The 18,433-nt window shown below is 53.4% G+C and carries 19 protein-coding genes and 2 pseudogenes; 12 read left to right on the plus strand and 9 right to left on the minus strand.

Going from position 1 to position 18,433, the window contains the following annotated elements; genetic code table 11:
* The first annotated feature begins 20 nt into the window (after positions 1–20).
* The 4 genes from O1723_RS17750 to O1723_RS17765 are packed head-to-tail and all read left to right on the plus strand — an operon-like array spanning position 21 to position 2,900.
* Positions 21–593: a fimbrial protein gene (locus O1723_RS17750; protein WP_014882594.1), complete on the plus strand. Its 573-nt coding sequence runs from the start codon at positions 21–23 to the stop codon at positions 591–593.
* Positions 594–618: 25 nt separating this feature from the next.
* A complete protein-coding gene (locus O1723_RS17755) occupies positions 619–1,182 on the plus strand; it encodes a fimbrial protein (protein ID WP_014882593.1) in 564 nt (187 codons plus the stop codon).
* Positions 1,183–1,195: 13 nt separating this feature from the next.
* Positions 1,196–1,798, plus strand: a complete 603-nt coding sequence (locus O1723_RS17760) for a fimbrial-like protein (RefSeq protein WP_014882592.1) — start codon at positions 1,196–1,198, stop codon at positions 1,796–1,798.
* 25 nt (positions 1,799–1,823) lie between these two features.
* On the plus strand, positions 1,824–2,900 hold the full coding sequence (locus O1723_RS17765; RefSeq protein ID WP_248191246.1) for a fimbrial protein: 1,077 nt from the start codon (positions 1,824–1,826) through the stop codon (positions 2,898–2,900).
* 2 nt (positions 2,901–2,902) lie between these two features.
* Here the strand turns inward: O1723_RS17765 and O1723_RS17770 are convergent.
* The 6 genes and pseudogenes from O1723_RS17770 to O1723_RS17795 form a co-directional block, all read right to left on the minus strand.
* Positions 2,903–3,259, minus strand: a pseudogene (locus O1723_RS17770) (polysaccharide deacetylase family protein); the annotation flags it as partial.
* Positions 3,260–3,317: 58 nt separating this feature from the next.
* On the minus strand, positions 3,318–4,286 hold the full coding sequence (locus tag O1723_RS17775; protein ID WP_000654804.1) for an IS5-like element IS903B family transposase: 969 nt from the start codon (positions 4,284–4,286) through the stop codon (positions 3,318–3,320).
* Positions 4,287–4,319: 33 nt separating this feature from the next.
* A pseudogene (locus O1723_RS17780) lies at positions 4,320–5,216 on the minus strand (polysaccharide deacetylase family protein); the annotation flags it as partial.
* A gap of 63 nt (positions 5,217–5,279) precedes the next feature.
* A complete protein-coding gene (locus O1723_RS17785) occupies positions 5,280–5,720 on the minus strand; it encodes a PTS sugar transporter subunit IIA (protein ID WP_248190941.1) in 441 nt (146 codons plus the stop codon).
* A 104-nt stretch (positions 5,721–5,824) separates the two neighbouring features.
* Positions 5,825–6,595 carry an ABC transporter permease gene (locus O1723_RS17790; protein WP_014882588.1) on the minus strand — a complete coding sequence of 257 codons (771 nt, stop codon included), beginning with the start codon at positions 6,593–6,595 and terminating at the stop codon, positions 5,825–5,827.
* Positions 6,592–7,518 carry an ABC transporter ATP-binding protein gene (locus O1723_RS17795; RefSeq protein WP_248190943.1) on the minus strand — a complete coding sequence of 309 codons (927 nt, stop codon included), beginning with the start codon at positions 7,516–7,518 and terminating at the stop codon, positions 6,592–6,594. The genes O1723_RS17790 and O1723_RS17795 overlap by 4 nt, the downstream gene beginning before the upstream one ends.
* Positions 7,519–7,625: 107 nt before the next feature.
* Between O1723_RS17795 and can the strand changes: the two genes are divergently transcribed.
* The gene (can, locus tag O1723_RS17800; RefSeq protein WP_014882586.1) at positions 7,626–8,288 is read left to right on the plus strand and encodes a carbonate dehydratase; all 663 of its coding nucleotides are present in this window, start codon (positions 7,626–7,628) and stop codon (positions 8,286–8,288) included.
* Between the two features lie 129 nt (positions 8,289–8,417).
* Here the strand turns inward: can and hpt are convergent, their stop codons facing one another.
* Positions 8,418–8,954 (minus strand): hypoxanthine phosphoribosyltransferase, encoded by a 537-nt coding sequence (hpt, locus tag O1723_RS17805; RefSeq protein WP_014882585.1) that lies wholly within the window; start codon positions 8,952–8,954, stop codon positions 8,418–8,420.
* 208 nt (positions 8,955–9,162) lie between these two features.
* On the opposite strand from hpt, the gene O1723_RS17810 reads away from it, so the two are divergent.
* A complete protein-coding gene (locus O1723_RS17810; RefSeq protein ID WP_014882584.1) occupies positions 9,163–11,553 on the plus strand; it encodes a glucose/quinate/shikimate family membrane-bound PQQ-dependent dehydrogenase in 2,391 nt (796 codons plus the stop codon).
* Positions 11,554–11,686: 133 nt separating this feature from the next.
* Here the strand turns inward: O1723_RS17810 and cueO are convergent, their stop codons facing one another.
* Positions 11,687–13,246 (minus strand): multicopper oxidase CueO, encoded by a 1,560-nt coding sequence (gene cueO, locus O1723_RS17815; protein WP_014882583.1) that lies wholly within the window; start codon positions 13,244–13,246, stop codon positions 11,687–11,689.
* 145 nt (positions 13,247–13,391) lie between these two features.
* On the opposite strand from cueO, the gene O1723_RS17820 reads away from it, so the two are divergent.
* From O1723_RS17820 to speD, 3 genes are all read left to right on the plus strand, one after another.
* Positions 13,392–13,739, plus strand: coding sequence for a YacC family pilotin-like protein (locus O1723_RS17820; RefSeq protein WP_014882582.1), 348 nt, complete (start codon positions 13,392–13,394; stop codon positions 13,737–13,739).
* 115 nt (positions 13,740–13,854) lie between these two features.
* A complete protein-coding gene (gene speE, locus O1723_RS17825; RefSeq protein WP_014882581.1) occupies positions 13,855–14,724 on the plus strand; it encodes a polyamine aminopropyltransferase in 870 nt (289 codons plus the stop codon).
* A complete protein-coding gene (speD, locus tag O1723_RS17830) occupies positions 14,725–15,519 on the plus strand; it encodes an adenosylmethionine decarboxylase (RefSeq protein ID WP_014882580.1) in 795 nt (264 codons plus the stop codon).
* Positions 15,520–15,585: 66 nt separating this feature from the next.
* Here the strand turns inward: speD and O1723_RS17835 are convergent, their stop codons facing one another.
* Complete coding sequence (locus tag O1723_RS17835; protein WP_014882579.1) at positions 15,586–16,206, minus strand: LuxR C-terminal-related transcriptional regulator; 621 nt, start codon at positions 16,204–16,206, stop codon at positions 15,586–15,588.
* A gap of 312 nt (positions 16,207–16,518) precedes the next feature.
* On the opposite strand from O1723_RS17835, the gene O1723_RS17840 reads away from it, so the two are divergent.
* From O1723_RS17840 to O1723_RS17850, 3 genes are all read left to right on the plus strand, one after another.
* Positions 16,519–17,190: a DUF2589 domain-containing protein gene (locus O1723_RS17840; RefSeq protein ID WP_248190944.1), complete on the plus strand. Its 672-nt coding sequence runs from the start codon at positions 16,519–16,521 to the stop codon at positions 17,188–17,190.
* A gap of 79 nt (positions 17,191–17,269) precedes the next feature.
* On the plus strand, positions 17,270–17,989 hold the full coding sequence (locus O1723_RS17845; RefSeq protein WP_014882577.1) for a DUF2589 domain-containing protein: 720 nt from the start codon (positions 17,270–17,272) through the stop codon (positions 17,987–17,989).
* Positions 17,982–18,431 carry a lysozyme gene (locus O1723_RS17850; protein ID WP_014882576.1) on the plus strand — a complete coding sequence of 150 codons (450 nt, stop codon included), beginning with the start codon at positions 17,982–17,984 and terminating at the stop codon, positions 18,429–18,431. The genes O1723_RS17845 and O1723_RS17850 overlap by 8 nt, the downstream gene beginning before the upstream one ends.
* Positions 18,432–18,433 lie beyond the last annotated feature (2 nt).

An 18,433-nucleotide genomic window follows, 5' to 3' on the forward strand; every position in this document is an offset into this window, starting at 1 on the left:
GGGAAATTAAGAGAAATCATATGAAAAAGATGCTTCTCAGCCTGTCTGTCATTGTCATGACAGCGCTGACGCTTTCAGGGACGGCACACAGTACCGATCTTACGGTTAACTTTACCGCCAACCTTCGTGAAACGACCTGTGATATGAAGCTGGTTGGCGGCTCAGGTTCCAATACCCAGCAGACGCTTAAAATCGGAGACTCGCAAGGCAAAATCCGTCTCGACCAGGTGCAGGCCGGTACAGCGACAGCTGAATTCAAGCTGGCCATCGTTGAATGTCCGTCCTCGCTGAGCGACCTGAAAACCACGGTGAAGGGTACGCAGAACACCGATCTGTTAACGGGCGTAAGTAACTCGAAAACGACCGCCAGCGGCGGTGCAGATTATGCAGCCGTCACCATTGCCCGTGCATCCGCCCCGGACGCACCGTTCACCATTAACTCGACCAACGATGCTCAGCGTCTGGTCTGGTCCGCGGCGGAAATCACCAGCAAGGAAATCCCCCTGGTGGCGACTCTGAAAGAAACCCAAACCGGCAAAATGACCACAGGCGATTTCGAAGCCATAGTGACGTTTGAATTCAGCTACGAATGATTTGTGCAGATAACGGAGCACTCAAATGAAATTTAACTCAACTTTACTCGCCCTGTCCGTTGCTGCCCTTTTCGCTACCGGCACGGCAAATGCAGCGATTACAGGCACCCCCAGCGCCAAGCTAACCGTCCAGTCAACCATCACCGCTGGCACCTGTACGGCGAAAGTGACCAACAGCGCGGGCGCGGATGCCACTGAGGTGAACTTTGGTGATGTGTATAAAGCTGATCTGGAAAACAAAAGTCGCGTAGAACCGCTGAAAATCTCATTCACGGGCTGCGCTGGCGTGAAAAAAGCCATGGTGTCTGCGGCGTCCGGTACAGGCGGCTCATGCTCAGGTAATAACCTGGACGGTGACGCTTATGCCGCCGGCCAGAACACCGCCTTTGAGCTCTGGTCTGGCGCGGTGGATTCCGGCCTTCAACTGAACTGTAAAACACCACCCGCAGCGCAGGCGGTTACCATCACCAGCGGCGTGGGTGAGTTCCCGATGAACTCCCGTATCGTGATCGCGAAGGATAAGACCATCGCTGATGTGGGTACAGGCTCGGTAACTGCGCCTGTGACCTTCACCGTAACCTATCAGTAATACAGGAATTGTCATGCAACAATTACCGATTCTCTTTCGCCAGCCCGGTCTTGTGTTGCTTGTCGGCCTGGCTGGTGGGCTTTTACCTGACGTAGGCCGGGCAAATTCAGGCCTGGATACGAACATTACCGCCAACATTGTTAATAGCAGTTGTAAGGTAACCGTTGATAATGGAGGAGAAATCTATCTCCCCACGGTTATACGTAGTTGGTTTTATAACGCTGATGGTAGCGATCGCTATGTTCCTGGCGATGATGCAGGCGGCACACCTTTTAAGATTCATGTCGATGACTGCTATGGTGAAAGCGGCAACCCTGCAAAGCTGAATTTCAGCTTCTCTCCTCAATCAGGATTCTGGCCGGGACAAAACCAGGTATTTAAAAGCGATGATACTGCTGCAGGAACGGCGAGAAACGTCGGCGTGGTGATTTTTTCCGGAAAAAATAAAGCCAACGTATTAAATAACGACGGAACGTCAAAAGTCGTTTACGACGTGAGTGGTGAGGGTTCTGCATATATAACGGATTATGAATTCTACGTCAGATATCAAAACACAGGCGTTGTTACTGGCGGGACGGTGACCAGCAAAATACGCGTTGACGTCACTTATGAATAATAACCAGAACAGGAAATGGATGAGAATGTTCAAAGAATTCACACACAGCCCCCTTATTAGCGGTGCTGCGAAGGTTGCCTTAACCGGCCTGCTTTTCTCTTTTTGCCAGTCAGGTTGGGCAGCAGAATGTCGAATGGATGATGGCGATGGCGGTACAACAAAACTGGTCAACTCTGAATACTCGGGGGCAACAATTCGCTTACCCGATCAGGGGGCGTATATCAATGAAATCTTTACCGTTAACATCACGCCGGGCATCCAGATACATTGTGGCCCCGGGAATGACGGTTACAATCTGATGGCGCAAACCAACCCTGAGCTGCTGGCAGGCAGCAAGTACAACGAGGGCATGTTTGCGACCAATATCCCCGGCATCTATTACAGCGTGAAGGTAAAAACCTCCGACACTGGAATCGGCGGCCTATTTGGAACGAATACTTCCGGCTGGTATACCACTGCAGCATGGGGGCAAAATACCCCTATACAGGACAGATGGATTAACACTTTCGTATACCTCTACGTCGGTTATGACTACCAGGGTAACCCGAACAGGGAAACCGTCATAAAACCGAAACCGGGTACTCTGGGGAAAATGTCGATAGGCGATCCCGCGGACAGCAATAACAAGCCCTGGACGTTCACAGTGGACGAGAACTCATTCCAGGTACCTATCGTATTGCCTACCTGTGATATCGTCATGCTGGGTAACGGCACGCACACGGTGGATCTGGGAGATTATTTTGTTTCAGACATCAGATACAAGCGCGTCAAGGACGTGCCTTTTAGCATAAATTTCAACGACTGCGCCAGCGTGGCGCAATATACCACTAAGCTCACGACAACCAGGCTGACGGGTATAGACCATGACCTTCTCGGCAATACGCTTTCGACAGGGGCGCAAGGTGCGGGCGTGAAGATCTTGTATAACAACGGGAACTCGCAGCTTATTCCCAATGATGCGAACTCGTCATATGTTATGACGGAAACAGGCGTCCCCACGTCGACGCAGATAAACTTTGTGGCCCAACTGATCGCAGATGGCAGCATGATCACCCCCGGCGCGTTTAGCGCCTCCGGCGTGTTCACCATCTCCTACAATTAATCCTACCCCTGCGGCTGATTGCTGATCAGCCGCGACATCGTCTCCAGCGAATCCGTTCTTAAGATATAGAGGCGTTTCAGTAAGAACGGATTATCCCCCGGCTTGACCTTCCCTTTCACCGTCGTTACCGCCAGATGAAAACCGGCATCGTTCGCTGCCTTGATCGCTTTATTGTCATAGCCGCCAAACGGGTAAGAAAGGTACAGCACGCGCGGGTTGAACTGCGACAGCGCACGGCGGGAACGTTCAAAATCGAACAGGATCACGTGATAGCTGCGGCTCAATAAAATCGGGTGTTTATACCCATCCACGCGATGCAGGAAGTGAGTATGCGACTGAATGTCGAACACGTCCTGTATGCGGCTTTGTTGAATAAATCAGATTTCGGGTAAGTCTCCCCCGTAGCGGGTTGTGTTTTCAGGCAATACGCACGCTTTCAGGCATACCTGCTTTCGTCATTTTGTTCAGCGCTCGTACCAGGGCCATAGCCTCTGCAACCTGACCATCGTAGTCACGCAGTGTCAGTGAACCCCCGAACAGCTGTTTTACCCGGTACATCGCCGTTTCCGCTATCGAGCGACGGTTGTAATCTGTTGTCCATTTCCACCGCGCATTACTCCCGGTCATTCGCTGATTAGCCACTGCACGGTTACGGTCTGCATATTCACCGGGCCAGTAACCCGCACCTTTTCGGGGAGGGATAAGCGCGCTGATTTTCTTACGCCGCAGTTCATCGTGACATAGCCGGGTATCGTAAGCGCCATCGGCGGCGGCTGACCTGATTTTCCGGTGGGTTTGCCGGATTAACCCGGGGAAGGCCTCTGAGTCCGTAACGTTGTTCAGCGACAGGTCAGCGCAGATGATTTCATGTGTTTTACTGTCAACGGCGAGATGCAGCTTACGCCAGATACGGCGGCGTTCCTGGCCATGCTTTTTGACTTTCCACTCGCCTTCACCGAAGACCTTCAGCCCGGTGGAATCAATTACCAGGTGTGCGATTTCACCCCGGGTGGGCGTTTTGAAACTGACATTAACCGACTTTGCCCGCCTGCTGACACAGCTGTAATCCGGGCAGCGTAGCGGAACGTTCATCAGAGAAAAAATGGAATCAATAAAGCCCTGCGCAGCGCGCAGGGTCAGCCTGAATACGCGTTTAATGACCAGCACAGTCGTGATGGCAAGGTCAGAATAGCGCTGAGGTCTGCCTCGTGAAGAAGGTGTTGCTGACTCATACCAGGCCTGAATAGCTTCATCATCCAGCCAGAAAGTTATGGAGCCACGGTTGATGAGGGCTTTATTGTAGGTGGGCCAGTTGGTGATTTTGAACTTTTGCTTTGCCACGGAACGGTCTGCGTTGTCGGGAAGATGCGTGATCTGATCCTTCAACTCAGCAAAAGTTCGATTTATTCAACAAAGCCCCTGTATGCCTTTAATTTCCTGAACGCTCATAAACTGCAGCGATTTTGGGTCCCACTTCTGCGGATGACCTTTGATGCGTGACGAAATGATAAACGCCGTCGCGTTGAAGCCATATTCTTTCAAAACCGGGTAAGCATAACGGCTCACCGACTTCAGCCCATCGTCAAACGTAATCACCACCGCTTTCGCGGGCAGGTTCATCTTGTTACGCACGTAGCCTTCCAGCTGGTACATCGTCAGCGTCGCGTATCCCTGATCGCGAAGCCAGGTCATCTGGTTGCTGAACGCACGTACGCTGGTGGTCGTGGAGGTATGGCGAAAACGGGTGTTTTCTTCTTCGCGCAGAATATGGTGGTAGGTGAGAACCGGGATGCCGTTATCTTCCTGCGCATCCAGGCTGCTGATCCACGCCAGGCGATTGCCAATGCGGATTTGATACCATGTCTGATTCAGACGGTCTTTGAGCTTATTCAGAATGGGGTAACGCAGGTTGGCGCTAAGGGTGCCAAAGGGCGCACTTCCGCTACTGGGCGCGTTATAGACGGGCGTATCTTTCCATGTGATGAGGTTTTGGTTACTGAGCGGCTTATTCAGATCGCCCAGACTGTCCTCTACACGCTGCTTGCCCTGCACGTTTTCAAGGTGCGCTTTATCAATAAACCCCGTGCCGAACCCGAAGCGAAATTCATAATAATCCGCCGCGGCGGGAAAGACCGCGAGGATCTGCCCGGCGCGCACATTGCCCACGTTAACCACGTCGTTACCCACCTGGGCCCAGATGGCTGCATCCTCAGTGGTTTGCATATAGTGAGCAGGGAGACCTTGCTGACTCACCAGGCTGGCAGACGCCCCACCGGACACCAGCAGCAAAAGGATAAAGATAACGCGCATGAACATAGGATATAAATCGACACGGAAAATCAGTCGCCATTGTAGCAAAAGCGACATCAATACCAATGTTTAATGTTTATACAGATCGTGAAGCAGAACGAAAGGCGGGTTCTTCTGCTGCTGGTGCCACAAGCTGCTCACCCCAGGCATGCCCTCCCCCACAATGGCGTGACGAAACTCCGCGCTGCTTAATGAGGCGCGAAGGGGATACATGGCTTCGAGTAAAGGCAGACTGATACCGGAGATCACTTCACAATTATCGTGCTTGTGGCTCAGCAACGCGGCGGCCCGATAAGGTGCAGCGCCTGATTTATCCGTCAGAAAAATTACCCCATCACCGGTGTCTGTTTCATGCAGCGCATCGCACATCATCCGGCTGAGCATGTTGGTGCTTAACCCACGCCAGTAGTTAACCGCCCGGCATTGCACCAGCGGACCCAATCTGGCCTCAAGCTTGTCCAGCATTTCCTGCGCCTGTTCATCGTGGCAGGTGATAACCAATCCCAGCATAACTCTCTCCTTAGCAGGCAAGTAGTTTAGCGGAGTGAAGGTTAGCTTACGGTGATAACTGTCAAAGAAAGCGCCCGGCAAACAGAGCGTCGCCGGGCAAAAGGTTAGCTGCGAAGACCGCGACCGCGCTGAATCAGATACCAGCACAGCAGGTAGAACGCGACAATGAATACCCCCAGCACCGCCACCGTCGTAAACAACGGTACATCGGTAATACCGAGGAAGCCAAAGCGGAAGCCGCTGATCATGTAGACGATCGGGTTCAGGTGCGACAGCGCCTGCCAGAAGGGCGGTAGCAGCGTCAGGGAGTAGAAGACCCCGCCGAGGTAGGTGAGCGGCGTCAGCACGAAGGTCGGGATCAGGCTGATGTCGTCAAACGTTTTGGCAAATACCGCGTTCAGCAGACCGGCCAGCGAGAACAGGATTGCCGTCAGAAGCAGCGTCAGCGCGACAAATAGCCAGGAGTGGACCTGGAACGGGACGAAGAACAGCGAAATCGACGTCACCAGGATCCCCACGCACAAACCGCGCGCTACGCCGCCGCCCACGTACCCGGCGATAATCACATGCGTCGGCACGGGTGCCACCAGCAGCTCTTCAATATTGCGCTGGAATTTGGCGCTAAAGAACGACGACGCCACATTCGCGTAGGCGTTGGTGATCACCGCCATCATGATCAGACCCGGCACGATAAATTGCATATAGGTAAAACCGTGCATCTCACCAATCCGGGAACCAATCAGATTACCGAAGATGATGAAATAGAGCGTCATGGTGATCACCGGTGGCACGAGGGTTTGCACCCAGATACGCATAAAGCGGTTAATCTCTTTCGCCCAGATGCTTTTCAGCGCGACCCAATAAAGATGCGTCATGCCTTGTCTCCTTGTTTATCCTGCACCAGAGAGACAAACAGCTCTTCCAGTCGGTTCGCTTTGTTACGCATACTTAAAACCTGAATCCCCTGCGCGCTCAGCTGAGAGAACACGCTGTTGATCCCCTGCTCGCGCAGCACTTCCACTTCCAGCGTCGAGGTATCCACCAGACGATACTGGTACCCTTCCAGCTTCGGCAGCGGGCTTTTTGCCGCCAGGTCGAGGATAAAGGTTTCTGATTTCAGCTTGGAAAGCAGGTTTTTCATCGAAGTGTTTTCCACCAGCTCGCCGTGCTGAATGATGCCGATGTTGCGGCACAGCATTTCAGCCTCTTCCAGATAGTGGGTAGTCAGAATAATGGTGGTGCCTTTATCGTTCAGATCCTTCAGGAAGCCCCACATCGAGCGGCGCAGTTCGATATCCACACCCGCGGTCGGTTCATCGAGGATCAGCAGTTTTGGCTCATGCATCAGCGCACGGGCAATCATCAGGCGGCGTTTCATCCCGCCGGACAACAGCCGCGCACGTTCGTTACGTTTTTCCCACAGATCGAGCTGCTTCAGGTACTTTTCGCTGCGCTCCAGCGCCTCTTTGCGCTCAACGCCGTAATAACCCGCCTGGTTAACGACGATCTGCTGCACCGTCTCGAACGGGTTGAAGTTGAACTCCTGCGGTACCAGCCCCAGCTGGCGTTTGGCGTTAACCACATCTTTTTGCAGATCGTATCCGAACACGCTAACGCGGCCGGAGGTTTTGTTCACCAGCGAGCTGATGATCCCGATGGTGGTAGATTTCCCTGCCCCATTCGGCCCCAGAAGCGCGTAAAAATCCCCGGCCTCTACTTTAAGATCTATCCCGCGTAGCGCCTGAACGCCACCCGAATAGGTTTTTTTAAGCTGCTCAAGCTCCAGTGCAATTGCCATGAATTTAACTTACCTTCAGTTCTTACACACGTTGTGTGGTTTCATTAAAAGTCGGGTTACCCTATAGTAGCGCAACGCAATTACTTGGTTACAGGTCGCTAACCTCCATGAACGACATAGATACACTCATTAGCAACAATGCACTATGGTCAAAAATGCTGGTGGAGGAAGACCCCGGATTTTTTGGAAAACTCGCACAAGCCCAGAACCCGCGCTTTCTCTGGATTGGCTGTTCCGACAGCCGCGTGCCGGCGGAACGTCTGACTGGCCTTGAGCCAGGAGAACTGTTTGTTCACCGTAATGTCGCCAACCTGGTGATTCACACCGATCTCAACTGCCTGTCTGTGGTTCAGTATGCCGTTGACGTTCTGGAAGTCGAGCACATCATTATTTGTGGCCACTACGGCTGCGGCGGCGTGCAGGCGGCGGTTGAAAACCCGGAACTGGGATTGATTGATAACTGGCTGCTGCACATCCGCGATATCTGGTTCAAACATAGCTCACTGCTGGGCGAAATGCCGCAGGAGCGTCGCATGGACACCCTGTGCGAACTCAACGTGATGGAGCAGGTGTATAACCTTGGGCATTCGACCATCATGCAGTCAGCGTGGAAACGCGGGCAGAAGGTCTCTATCCACGGCTGGGCGTACGGTATTCACGATGGTCTGCTGCGCAATCTGGAAGTCACCGCCACCAACCGCGAAACGCTGGAACAGCGTTACCGCTCAGGGATTGCCAACCTCAAGCTTAAGCATGTGAACCACAAATAAGTGCACGTTAAAAAGCCGGGTGGCGCCGAGGTAAAAGCAAAACGGCAACCAGGTTGCCGTTTTTTGGGTTTGCTCCCTCTCCCTGTGGGAGAGGGCCGGGGTGAGGGCATCAGGCCGCACCCAACTCGTTTACTCGTCCAGCAATACCACTTTTCCCACATACGGCAGATGACGATAACGCTGTGCGTAGTCGATGCCGTAACCCACCACGAATTCGTCCGGAATGGAGAAACCGACAAACTCTACCGGGACCTGCACTTCGCGACGGTCAGGTTTATCCAGCAGCGTACAAATTGCCAGTGATTTCGGCTCGCGCAGGCTCAGGATCTCGCGCACTTTAGAGAGCGTGTTACCGGAGTCGATAATATCCTCCACGATCAACACGTCTTTGCCACGAATATCTTCATCCAGATCTTTCAGGATTTTCACATCACGGGTTGTGGACATGCCGCTGCCGTAGCTGGAGGCGGTCATAAAATCGACCTCGTGAGGCACCTGCACTTCACGGCACAGGTCCGCCATGAACATGAAAGAGCCACGCAACAGACCAACCAGCACCATTTCGCTGCCGCTGTCCTTGTAATGTTCGGTGATTTGACGACCCAGTTCGGCGATACGCGCTTTGATCTCGGCTTCCGGGATCATCACTTCAACAGTATGTTTCATATTACTAACCATATGATTTTAATGAAAATCTCTCAATGCAGATGAACTCACTTCAGGCATTGATACGCAAGCCAGCCATTATATCAGCAAATGGATAAGCCTGGCGTATGAGTTATAAAAAGCAAATATTGTGATTCCGATCACACTTGTTAATACCTATAATTAGTTGCTAGCAAATTATTAACAAAAACTGACGAGTACACTTTCTATGGCTGAAACACACTCTAAACAGCCGCGTCTACTGGTGACACTAACAGCGTTATTCGCCGCCTTCTGCGGCCTGTACCTGTTAATCGGTGGCGTCTGGCTGGTCGCGATCGGCGGCTCCTGGTACTACCCAATCGCGGGCCTGGTTATGCTTGGCGTAACCGTCCTGCTCTGGCGTAGAAAACAATCTGCACTGTGGCTGTATGCAGTTTTACTCCTCGCAACCATGATCTGGGGCGTCTGGGAAGTCGGCTTCGACTTCTGGGCACTGACGCCGCGCAGCGACATCCTGGTCTTCTTCGGTATCTGGCTGATCCTGCCGTTCGTCTGGCGTCGCCTGATTGTGCCATCCAGCGGAGCCGTTGCGGCACTGGTCGTGGCGCTGCTGATCAGCGGCGGTATCCTGACCTGGGCCGGCTTTAACGACCCGCAGGAGATCAACGGTACGCTGAACACGGAAGCCACCCCTGCTGCGGCCATTTCTCAGGTTGCGGATGGCGACTGGCCAGCCTACGGGCGTAACCAGGAAGGCCAACGCTACTCTCCACTCAAGCAGATCAACGCCGACAACGTTAAAAATCTGAAGGAAGCCTGGGTATTCCGCACCGGCGACCTGAAGATGCCAAACGATCCGGGCGAACTGACCAACGAAGTGACGCCAATTAAAGTGGGCAACATGCTCTACCTGTGTACGGCGCACCAGCGCCTGTTCGCGCTCGACGCGGCCACCGGTAAAGAGAAATGGCACTTCGATCCACAGCTGAACTCCAACCCGTCGTTCCAGCACGTTACCTGCCGCGGTGTCTCTTACCATGAAGCGCGTGCCGATAATGCCAGCCCGGAAGTCATTGCCGACTGTCCGCGCCGCATTATGCTGCCGGTCAACGATGGTCGTCTGTTCGCTATCAACGCAGAAACCGGCAAGCTGTGCGAAACCTTCGCCAACAAAGGTATCCTGAATCTGCAGACCAACATGCCGGACACCACGCCGGGTCTGTATGAACCGACTTCTCCGCCAATCATCACCGATAAAACCATCGTGATTGCCGGTTCGGTGACGGATAACTTCTCCACGCGTGAAACCTCGGGCGTGATCCGCGGCTTCGACGTGAATACCGGTAAACTGCTGTGGGCCTTCGACCCGGGCGCGAAAGATCCTAACGCGATTCCGTCAGACGAACACACGTTTACCTTCAACTCGCCAAACTCCTGGGCGCCTGCCGCGTATGACGCGAAGCTGGACCTGGTGTACCTGCCGATGGGTGTGACCACGCCAGATATCTGGGGCGGTAACCGTACGCCGGAGCAGGAGCGCTATGCGAGCGCCATCGTGGCGCTGAACGCGACGACCGGTAAGCTGGCATGGAGCTACCAGACCGTTCACCACGATCTGTGGGATATGGATATGCCGTCCCAGCCGACGCTGGCCGACATTACCGTTAACGGCAAAACCGTTCCGGTGATTTACGCTCCGGCCAAGACGGGCAACATCTTCGTGCTGGATCGCAGCAACGGCAAGCTGGTTGTGCCTGCGCCGGAAAAACCGGTTCCGCAGGGCGCGGCGAAAGGCGACTACGTCTCTAAAACGCAGCCGTTCTCTGACCTGAGCTTCCGTCCGAAGAAAGACCTGAGCGGGGCAGACATGTGGGGTGCCACCATGTTTGACCAGCTGGTATGCCGCGTGATGTTCCATCAGCTGCGCTATGAAGGCATCTTCACACCACCTTCTGAGCAGGGCACGCTGGTCTTCCCGGGTAACCTGGGGATGTTCGAATGGGGCGGTATTTCCGTCGACCCGAACCGTCAGGTTGCTATCGCCAACCCAATGGCGCTGCCGTTCGTTTCCCGCCTGATCCCACGCGGTCCGGGCAACCCAATGGAGCAGCCGAAAGATGCGAAAGGCAGCGGTACCGAAGCCGGTATCCAGCCGCAGTACGGCGTACCGTATGGCGTGACCCTGAACCCGTTCCTGTCACCGTTTGGTCTGCCGTGTAAACAGCCTGCCTGGGGTTACATCTCCGGTCTGGATCTGAAAACCAACCAGATTGTGTGGAAAAAACGTATTGGTACGCCACAGGACAGCATGCCGTTCCCAATGCCGGTTCCGGTGCCGTTCAATATGGGTATGCCAATGCTGGGTGGCCCAATCTCTACCGCCGGTAACGTACTGTTCATCGCGGCAACCGCAGATAACTACCTGCGCGCGTACAACATGACCAACGGTGAGAAACTGTGGCAAGGCCGTCTGCCTGCGGGTGGACAGGCAACGCCGATGACCTATGAAGTGAATGGCAAGCAGTACGTTGTCATCTCTGCGGGTGGTCACGGTTCGTTTGGCACGAAGATGGGCGACTATATCGTCGCGTATGCGCTGCCTGACGACGCAAGGTAAAAGCAAAACGGCAACGAAAGTTTCCGTTTTTAGTGTCTGTTCCCTCTCCCCGTGGGAGAGGGTCAGGGTGAGGGCATCAGGCCGCACCAGCGAAAAGTAGGCCGGGTAAGGCGAAGCCGCCACCCGGCTTTTTTTATACGGTAAAACCGAGCATCATCCCCGTATCTTCATGCTCCAGCAGATGGCAATGCGCCATGTAGGCAAACTCCTTCGGCGCGTCGTGGTCAAACTTCACCAGCACCTCGCTCACGCCGCCCTCCACTCTCACGGTGTCCTTCCAGCCTGCGCGATGCGCATCCGGCGCGTTGCCGTTCTCAGAAAGAATGCGGAACTGCGTGCCGTGGATGTGGAACGGGTGCAGCATCATGTCGCCTTCGCCTGAAATCACCCAGCGCTCAAACTGCCCTTTTGTAGCGGCAAACATCGGCGTGTTCATATCAAACGATTTACCGTTGATCTTATTGGCGTTGTGGAAATCAAAGCCATGGCCGCCATGATCCATGCCGCCCATTTTGCCGTGGTCCATATTCATATGGCCCATCATCTGACCGTGATGCATTCCCGCCATTGCCTGATTGCCATACTTCTTCATCAGCGCCTGCATGCCCATCATGTCGAGCATCGGGTCCATGGAGAGCTGAAGCTTGCGTTGCGTGAGCCCGTCAAGCGACGGGAGTGCAGGCAGCGTGGTTAAAGTATCCGGCAGCGTGCCCGACGCGGTAACCAGTAACGGCTGAATGCGTAACACTGGATGCGGCTTATCAAATGGCGCAACCGCCATCCCCATCTGGCTGACCGGGAGGGTCACCAGGTCAAACGCCTTGCCGTCGCTGATATCCACCAGCACCTCAAAGCGCTCCCCCATGAGCATCGGCAGCGCATCCACTTTAACTGGCTCGGGCAGAAGCCCCCCGTCGCTGGCGACCACGTACAAAGGGCGTTTATCACTGGTCGCAAAATTAAGGGAACGCGCATTACAGCCGTTAAGCAGACGTAAACGCAGCCAGCCTTTTGGCGCGGCGTGCTGAGGGTAAATCGCACCGTTGGTCAGCAGCGTATCCCCGAACCAGCCGACCGCCGCGCTCATGACGTCCAGCTGGTAGTCAATCTGCCCGTCTGCGGTGAATTTTTTGTCCTGCACAATCACCGGCACATCATCGATGCCCCACTGTTTCGGCAGACGCAGCAGGCGGCTTTCATCGTCTTCAATCAGCACCAGCCCGGCCAACCCCATCGCAACCTGATGGCCGGTTTTGCCATGCTGATGCGGATGGAACCAGCAGGTCGCCGCACGCTGCTCGGGCGTAAAAGTCACGCTACGTTTACCACCGGCCTTGATAATGCCCTGTGGTCCACCGTCGACTTCACCCGGCACTTCCAGCCCGTGCCAGTGGAGCGTCGTCTCTTCTGCGAGCGTGTTGTGGATATCCACCGTCACCGCTTTCCCTTTACGTAGCTGAAGCGCCGGACCGAGCAAATTGCCGTTATAGCCCCACGTCGTGGCGTTGTGCCCGCCAAAGGATGTTTGACCGGACTGAACAACGAGCTGGATACGGCTACGGGCGTCAGCGGTCAGTAAATCAGGGATGGGTAAGGCAGGTCTTTCAGCCGCGAAAACGGTGCGGCTCCAGAGTGGTAGTGCGCTGGCAGCCCCCAGCGCAACGGAATATTTTAAAAAATCACGACGTTGCATGTTCATTTCCTTATTTCCAGCAGGCGATCTTTTGAGCATAAACCCTCCCCTTACCGGAAGGTCAAGTCGGGCGGCAATAATAAAGATCGTCGCACTGGCATCAAGTATGCTAACGTTAATTTTCCGTGAAGAAGTGGTAGAAGCAATGAAGACGTTTTTCAGGACAATTTTGTTCGGTAGCCTGATGGCAATGTGTGCGAACAGCTATGCGCTCAGTGAAAATGAAGCGGAAGATATGGCCGACCTGACGGCGGTTTTTGTATTCCTGAAAAATGATTGTGGCTACCAGAATTTACCCAACGGGCAAATTCGCCGTGCGCTGGTCTTTTTCGCCCAGCAGAACCAATGGGATCTCAGCAACTACGACAGCTTTGACATGAAGGCGCTCGGTGAAGACAGTTACCGTGACTTGAGCGGTATTGGCATTCCCACGGCTAAAAAATGCAAAGCGCTGGCTCGCGATTCACTCAGCCTGCTCGCCTACGTGAAATAATCTTCCCGACGCCCCCTGTTCACCCTATAACCGTGCAACCATGGTTATAGTTAGCTATCATGTTTCGCTCATTTTTTATGAGTGTTACGGATGTTAACAAAGGAGGAGTCCGCGTATGGCCGACCACACGTTGTGGCATGAAACACTGCATGACCAGTTTGGTCAGTATTTTGCCGTTGATAACGTGCTCTATCATGAGAAAACCGATCACCAGGATCTCATCATCTTTGAGAATGCCGCTTTTGGCCGCGTCATGGCACTGGATGGCGTAGTACAAACGACCGAGCGTGACGAGTTTATCTATCACGAGATGATGACCCACGTTCCGCTGCTGGCGCACGGGCACGCGAAACACGTTCTGATTATCGGCGGTGGCGACGGCGCAATGCTGCGTGAAGTGTCCCGTCATCAATCGATTGAAACCATTACGATGGTCGAGATCGACGCGGGTGTGGTCTCTTTCTGCCGTCAGTACCTGCCCAACCACAATGCCGGTAGCTATGACGATCCGCGGTTTAACCTGGTGATTGACGACGGCGTTAACTTCGTTAACCAGACCTCGCAGACCTTTGACGTGATTATCTCCGACTGCACCGACCCTATCGGCCCGGGCGCATCGCTGTTTACCTCCTCGTTCTACGAAGGCTGTAAGCGCTGCCTGAACCCTGGCGGGATCTTTGTCGCACAAAACGGCGTCTGCTTCCTGCAGCAGGATGAAGCGCTCGACAGCCATCGCAAGCTCAGCACCTATTTTTCTGACGTCAGCTTCTATCAGGCGGCCATTCCTACCTATTACGGCGGGATCATGACCTTTGCCTGGGCGACGGATAACGACGTGCTGCGCCACCTCTCGACTGAAATTATTCAGGCCCGCTTCCATCAGGCTGGGCTCACGTGCCGCTACTACAATCCGGCAATTCATACCGCCGCGTTTGCGCTGCCTCAGTACCTGCAAGACGCATTATCCACTAAGGGGGTGAGCTAATTGAAAAAGCTTAAACTGCATGGCTTTAACAACCTGACCAAAAGCCTGAGTTTTTGTATTTACGATATCTGCTATGCCAAAACAGCGGAAGAACGCGATGGTTACATCGCCTATATCGACGAACTCTACAACGCCAACCGTCTGACCGAGATCCTGACAGAAACCTGTTCAATCATTGGCGCCAACATCCTGAACATCGCGCGTCAGGATTACGAACCCCAGGGTGCCAGCGTGACCATTCTGGTCAGCGAAGAGCCGGTCGACCCGAAGCTTATCGACAAAACGGAGCATCCGGGCCCGCTGCCGGAAGTGGTCGTCGCGCACCTCGATAAAAGCCATATCTGCGTGCATACCTATCCGGAGAGCCACCCGGAAGGTGGGCTGTGTACTTTCCGGGCTGACATAGAAGTGTCGACCTGTGGCGTGATTTCCCCGCTGAACGCGCTGAACTATTTAATCCACCAGCTGGAATCGGACATCGTGACCATTGATTATCGCGTGCGCGGCTTCACCCGCGATATCAACGGGATGAAGCACTTCATCGACCATGAGATCAACTCCATCCAGAACTTTATGTCTGACGACATGAAGTCGCTGTATGACATGATGGATGTGAACGTGTATCAGGAAAACATCTTCCATACCAAGATGTTACTTAAGGAGTTTGACCTTAAGCACTACATGTTCCACACCCGGCCAGAAGATTTGAGCGAAGACGAGCGCAAGGCCATTACCGACCTGCTCTGGAAAGAGATGCGGGAAATCTACTACGGCCGCAATATTCCTGCCGTGTAACACGCATGCAAACGGATAAAGAAGGAAAAGCGATGATTTTTCCTTCTTTATTATTTTGTTTGTTTCTTAAACCGGCGTTTGTGCCAGTATCATCGCCGCTTCCGTACGATTTCTGACACCCAGTTGACGAAACAAGGCATGGAGATGATTCTTAACCGTTCCTTCCGCAATCCCCAGCACACGACAAATTTGTTTATTACTGTGTCCCTGCACAACAAGATGCAGGATCTCGCGCTGCCGGGGTGAGAGTGTGCGCAAAGGGGGCGGGGAATTATGCATTCGTATTAATTTATGCTCACGCAGGCAACTATCCGGTAAATATATTCTCCCTTGCCGCACCCATTCGATCGCCTGCAATAACTCTTCCGACTCCATTTTCTTTGTCAAAATCCCGGCAGCGCCATTCTCCAAAAAATAAATCGGGTTTACATTATCCAGCCGTGAAAAGTTCATCAACACGAAAACATGATCCGCCTGTGATGTTAACTGCGTTAATAATGCTATTTTTTTCTCAATCTCGTAATCAGCATCCAGAATAATAATATCAGCCCGGTTTTTTATTAAACCTTTCCAGACCTCATCTTCGCTATGTGCTGCTGTGATATGTAGTGCGGGCGCAAGTTCAGCCCAACGGCATCGGATGCCATGAATGAACAGCGGCAATTCATCATAAATAAGTATATTCATTGTCGTCCCACTTAAATAATCGTTATCTTGTTAGCGGCACTTAAAAACCTCATACAGACCTCAACGCGAGAGCTGCTGTGCGATGAAAAGCAATAACACCAGATGAAATTTTCAATTGCAGGAGTAATGCCGGTTTAATTTATTAAGCACAGCCCGTCACATTTCGCCATGTAACTTTCGATACAGACCACCCCATACAGACGGAATGATTTCTGAAAACATTACTTTACGCTCATAGATGCTTTATTCATCGATATCCATGATTAAGGGGCAGACATATTCTGCAACCACCAAAATATCGAGGAATGAATTATGCCAGATGCAAATGTTGATGCCGGATTTATAGGTTCAGTTATTAGTTCATTGCCGCTAGAAAGTATGATCTCTGCGCCACTACAGGCAATGATTAAAGCCCAAACCCAGGCAGCAAAAAGTTATACCGATTTCTTATTAAGTGTCTGTATTAAGGACGGCAAGGCCGTTTCGGTACAGTTTGATTATGAGGAAACGCTCGTCGATGAGAAAGGCGTGACGACCGGTACGCAGACCAAAGTCATGCGTATTCCTCTGCTCGCGGCAGTCGTGCATCCCATCATCTGTATCGAAGAAGGGACTATCGACTTCGAGCTTGAGATCCACCAGAGCGCAGCCAGCAACGAAAGCAGCAGCCAGGAAGGCTCCCTGGAGGGCAAAATCGGCTGGGGTCCATTCTCCGTCAGCGTGAAGGGGAGTGTTAGCCATAAGTCAGAACAGACCCGCTCGACCGATACCCGAGCCAAATACTCCATCCATACCTCTGTAAAACGTCAGCCGATGCCGGAGGCGCTCAGCCGCGTGGTCGATTATCTGACAAATGCTGCCACCAAACCGGCACAACGCGCAGAAGATCAACCTGCCACACTGCCTGCCACCAACAGTTCAGGTCTGATTACCCCATCACCGGCCCCTGCCCCGGTCGCGCCGCCTCAAGGGGGTAACGGTTAACCCACACCACACATTCAAACGCATTTAATACCCCTGGCAGGTGCCCGGCTTACGGACACCTGCCTGAAGGAGAAAAAGCATGCCTGATTCACGTCGATTCTGGTTCAGCCGTAAATCGCCCGACGCTGTAACGCCTGAAACCAGTCCCGAAACCCCGGCGGATAAACCGACAACGCTGTCATCAGAAGATCCACCGGACATAACGCCGTCCCATGCTCCCACAGGGGAAAGTGGCAACACCGGAGGCAATGGCGGGGGAAATAACGGCGGTGCCGGTGGAGGCGATAACGGTACGCCGCCGCCTCCTGCCGGCAACAAGGGCAACCACGCTATGGGCTTAGATACCCTGGTACAAGGGCTCCAGCACGCGGCTTTCAGTGCCAACCAGTATATGACCCATCAGTACATCGCCGTGCTCTCCCAGTTGTTTGAGCAGGCTCCGGACGGTAGCTACAAACCCGACTACGCCGAGCTTCAGCTGGATGATGAGCATCGTTTGAACGTGCCGCTGGTAACGCTTGCACCACCGCGCAATCTCTCGATGGAGAGAATGAAGATGCGCCTGACCGTTCGCGGTGATGCAACCGAATCCATAAGCACGCTAACGGGACAGGGAGAGCGTGGCCACTTCCTCGTCACCATGGCGCCCCAGCCCCATGAAGGTAAAACGGACACCCAAAACATTGATATTGAAATTGATTTTGTCGCTCAGGAGCCGCCAGAAGCGGTGCTGCGCCTGCTTGATGAATTCATCCACCGTATGACTCCCGTCCCCGTAAAGGAGAAAAACCATGAGTGATGCTTTGAAAACAACGGGCAATGGCGGCATTGCCCTTATCAAACAGTATGAAGGCCTGCGTTTAACCACCTACAAAGATGCCGTCGGCATTCCAACCATCGGTTATGGCCATGTCGAAACCCCGATCCCACCAGGCGGCACGCGAACCATCACCGCTGAAGACGCGGAGCAGATCCTACGTGAGGACTTGCAGCGTTTTGAGCATGACGTCAACAACATGCTGACGGTGGAAGTCACCCAGAACCAGTTCGATGCCCTGGTGAGCTTCGCCTTTAACCTGGGGCCAGCCAATCTGAAGAGTTCAACCCTGTTGCGCAAAGTGAACAGCGGAGACTTCAACGGCGCAGCTGAGGAATTTCCGAAATGGAACCATGCCGGTGGCCAGGTTCTGGCGGGCCTGACTGCACGTCGGAACGCTGAAAAAAACCTGTTTTTATCCTGATC

It is taken from the genome of Enterobacter cloacae complex sp. HYC080_NIDB (assembly GCF_056673325.1).

What these genes read in the sequence shown, in the direction of transcription:
- O1723_RS17810 (WP_014882584.1), top strand. Translation starts at nt 9,163, where the DNA reads ATGGCTGAAACACACTCTAAACAGCCGCGTCTACTGGTGACACTAACA.
- O1723_RS17845 (WP_014882577.1), top strand. Translation starts at nt 17,270, where the DNA reads ATGCCTGATTCACGTCGATTCTGGTTCAGCCGTAAATCGCCCGACGCT.
- O1723_RS17850 (WP_014882576.1), top strand. Translation starts at nt 17,982, where the DNA reads ATGAGTGATGCTTTGAAAACAACGGGCAATGGCGGCATTGCCCTTATC.
- O1723_RS17840 (WP_248190944.1), top strand. Translation starts at nt 16,519, where the DNA reads ATGCCAGATGCAAATGTTGATGCCGGATTTATAGGTTCAGTTATTAGT.
- cueO (WP_014882583.1), bottom strand. Translation starts at nt 13,246, where the DNA reads ATGCAACGTCGTGATTTTTTAAAATATTCCGTTGCGCTGGGGGCTGCC.
- O1723_RS17765 (WP_248191246.1), top strand. Translation starts at nt 1,824, where the DNA reads ATGTTCAAAGAATTCACACACAGCCCCCTTATTAGCGGTGCTGCGAAG.
- can (WP_014882586.1), top strand. Translation starts at nt 7,626, where the DNA reads ATGAACGACATAGATACACTCATTAGCAACAATGCACTATGGTCAAAA.
- O1723_RS17755 (WP_014882593.1), top strand. Translation starts at nt 619, where the DNA reads ATGAAATTTAACTCAACTTTACTCGCCCTGTCCGTTGCTGCCCTTTTC.
- O1723_RS17790 (WP_014882588.1), bottom strand. Translation starts at nt 6,595, where the DNA reads ATGACGCATCTTTATTGGGTCGCGCTGAAAAGCATCTGGGCGAAAGAG.
- O1723_RS17785 (WP_248190941.1), bottom strand. Translation starts at nt 5,720, where the DNA reads ATGCTGGGATTGGTTATCACCTGCCACGATGAACAGGCGCAGGAAATG.
- hpt (WP_014882585.1), bottom strand. Translation starts at nt 8,954, where the DNA reads ATGAAACATACTGTTGAAGTGATGATCCCGGAAGCCGAGATCAAAGCG.
- O1723_RS17820 (WP_014882582.1), top strand. Translation starts at nt 13,392, where the DNA reads ATGAAGACGTTTTTCAGGACAATTTTGTTCGGTAGCCTGATGGCAATG.
- O1723_RS17750 (WP_014882594.1), top strand. Translation starts at nt 21, where the DNA reads ATGAAAAAGATGCTTCTCAGCCTGTCTGTCATTGTCATGACAGCGCTG.
- O1723_RS17795 (WP_248190943.1), bottom strand. Translation starts at nt 7,518, where the DNA reads ATGGCAATTGCACTGGAGCTTGAGCAGCTTAAAAAAACCTATTCGGGT.
- O1723_RS17835 (WP_014882579.1), bottom strand. Translation starts at nt 16,206, where the DNA reads ATGAATATACTTATTTATGATGAATTGCCGCTGTTCATTCATGGCATC.
- speE (WP_014882581.1), top strand. Translation starts at nt 13,855, where the DNA reads ATGGCCGACCACACGTTGTGGCATGAAACACTGCATGACCAGTTTGGT.
- O1723_RS17760 (WP_014882592.1), top strand. Translation starts at nt 1,196, where the DNA reads ATGCAACAATTACCGATTCTCTTTCGCCAGCCCGGTCTTGTGTTGCTT.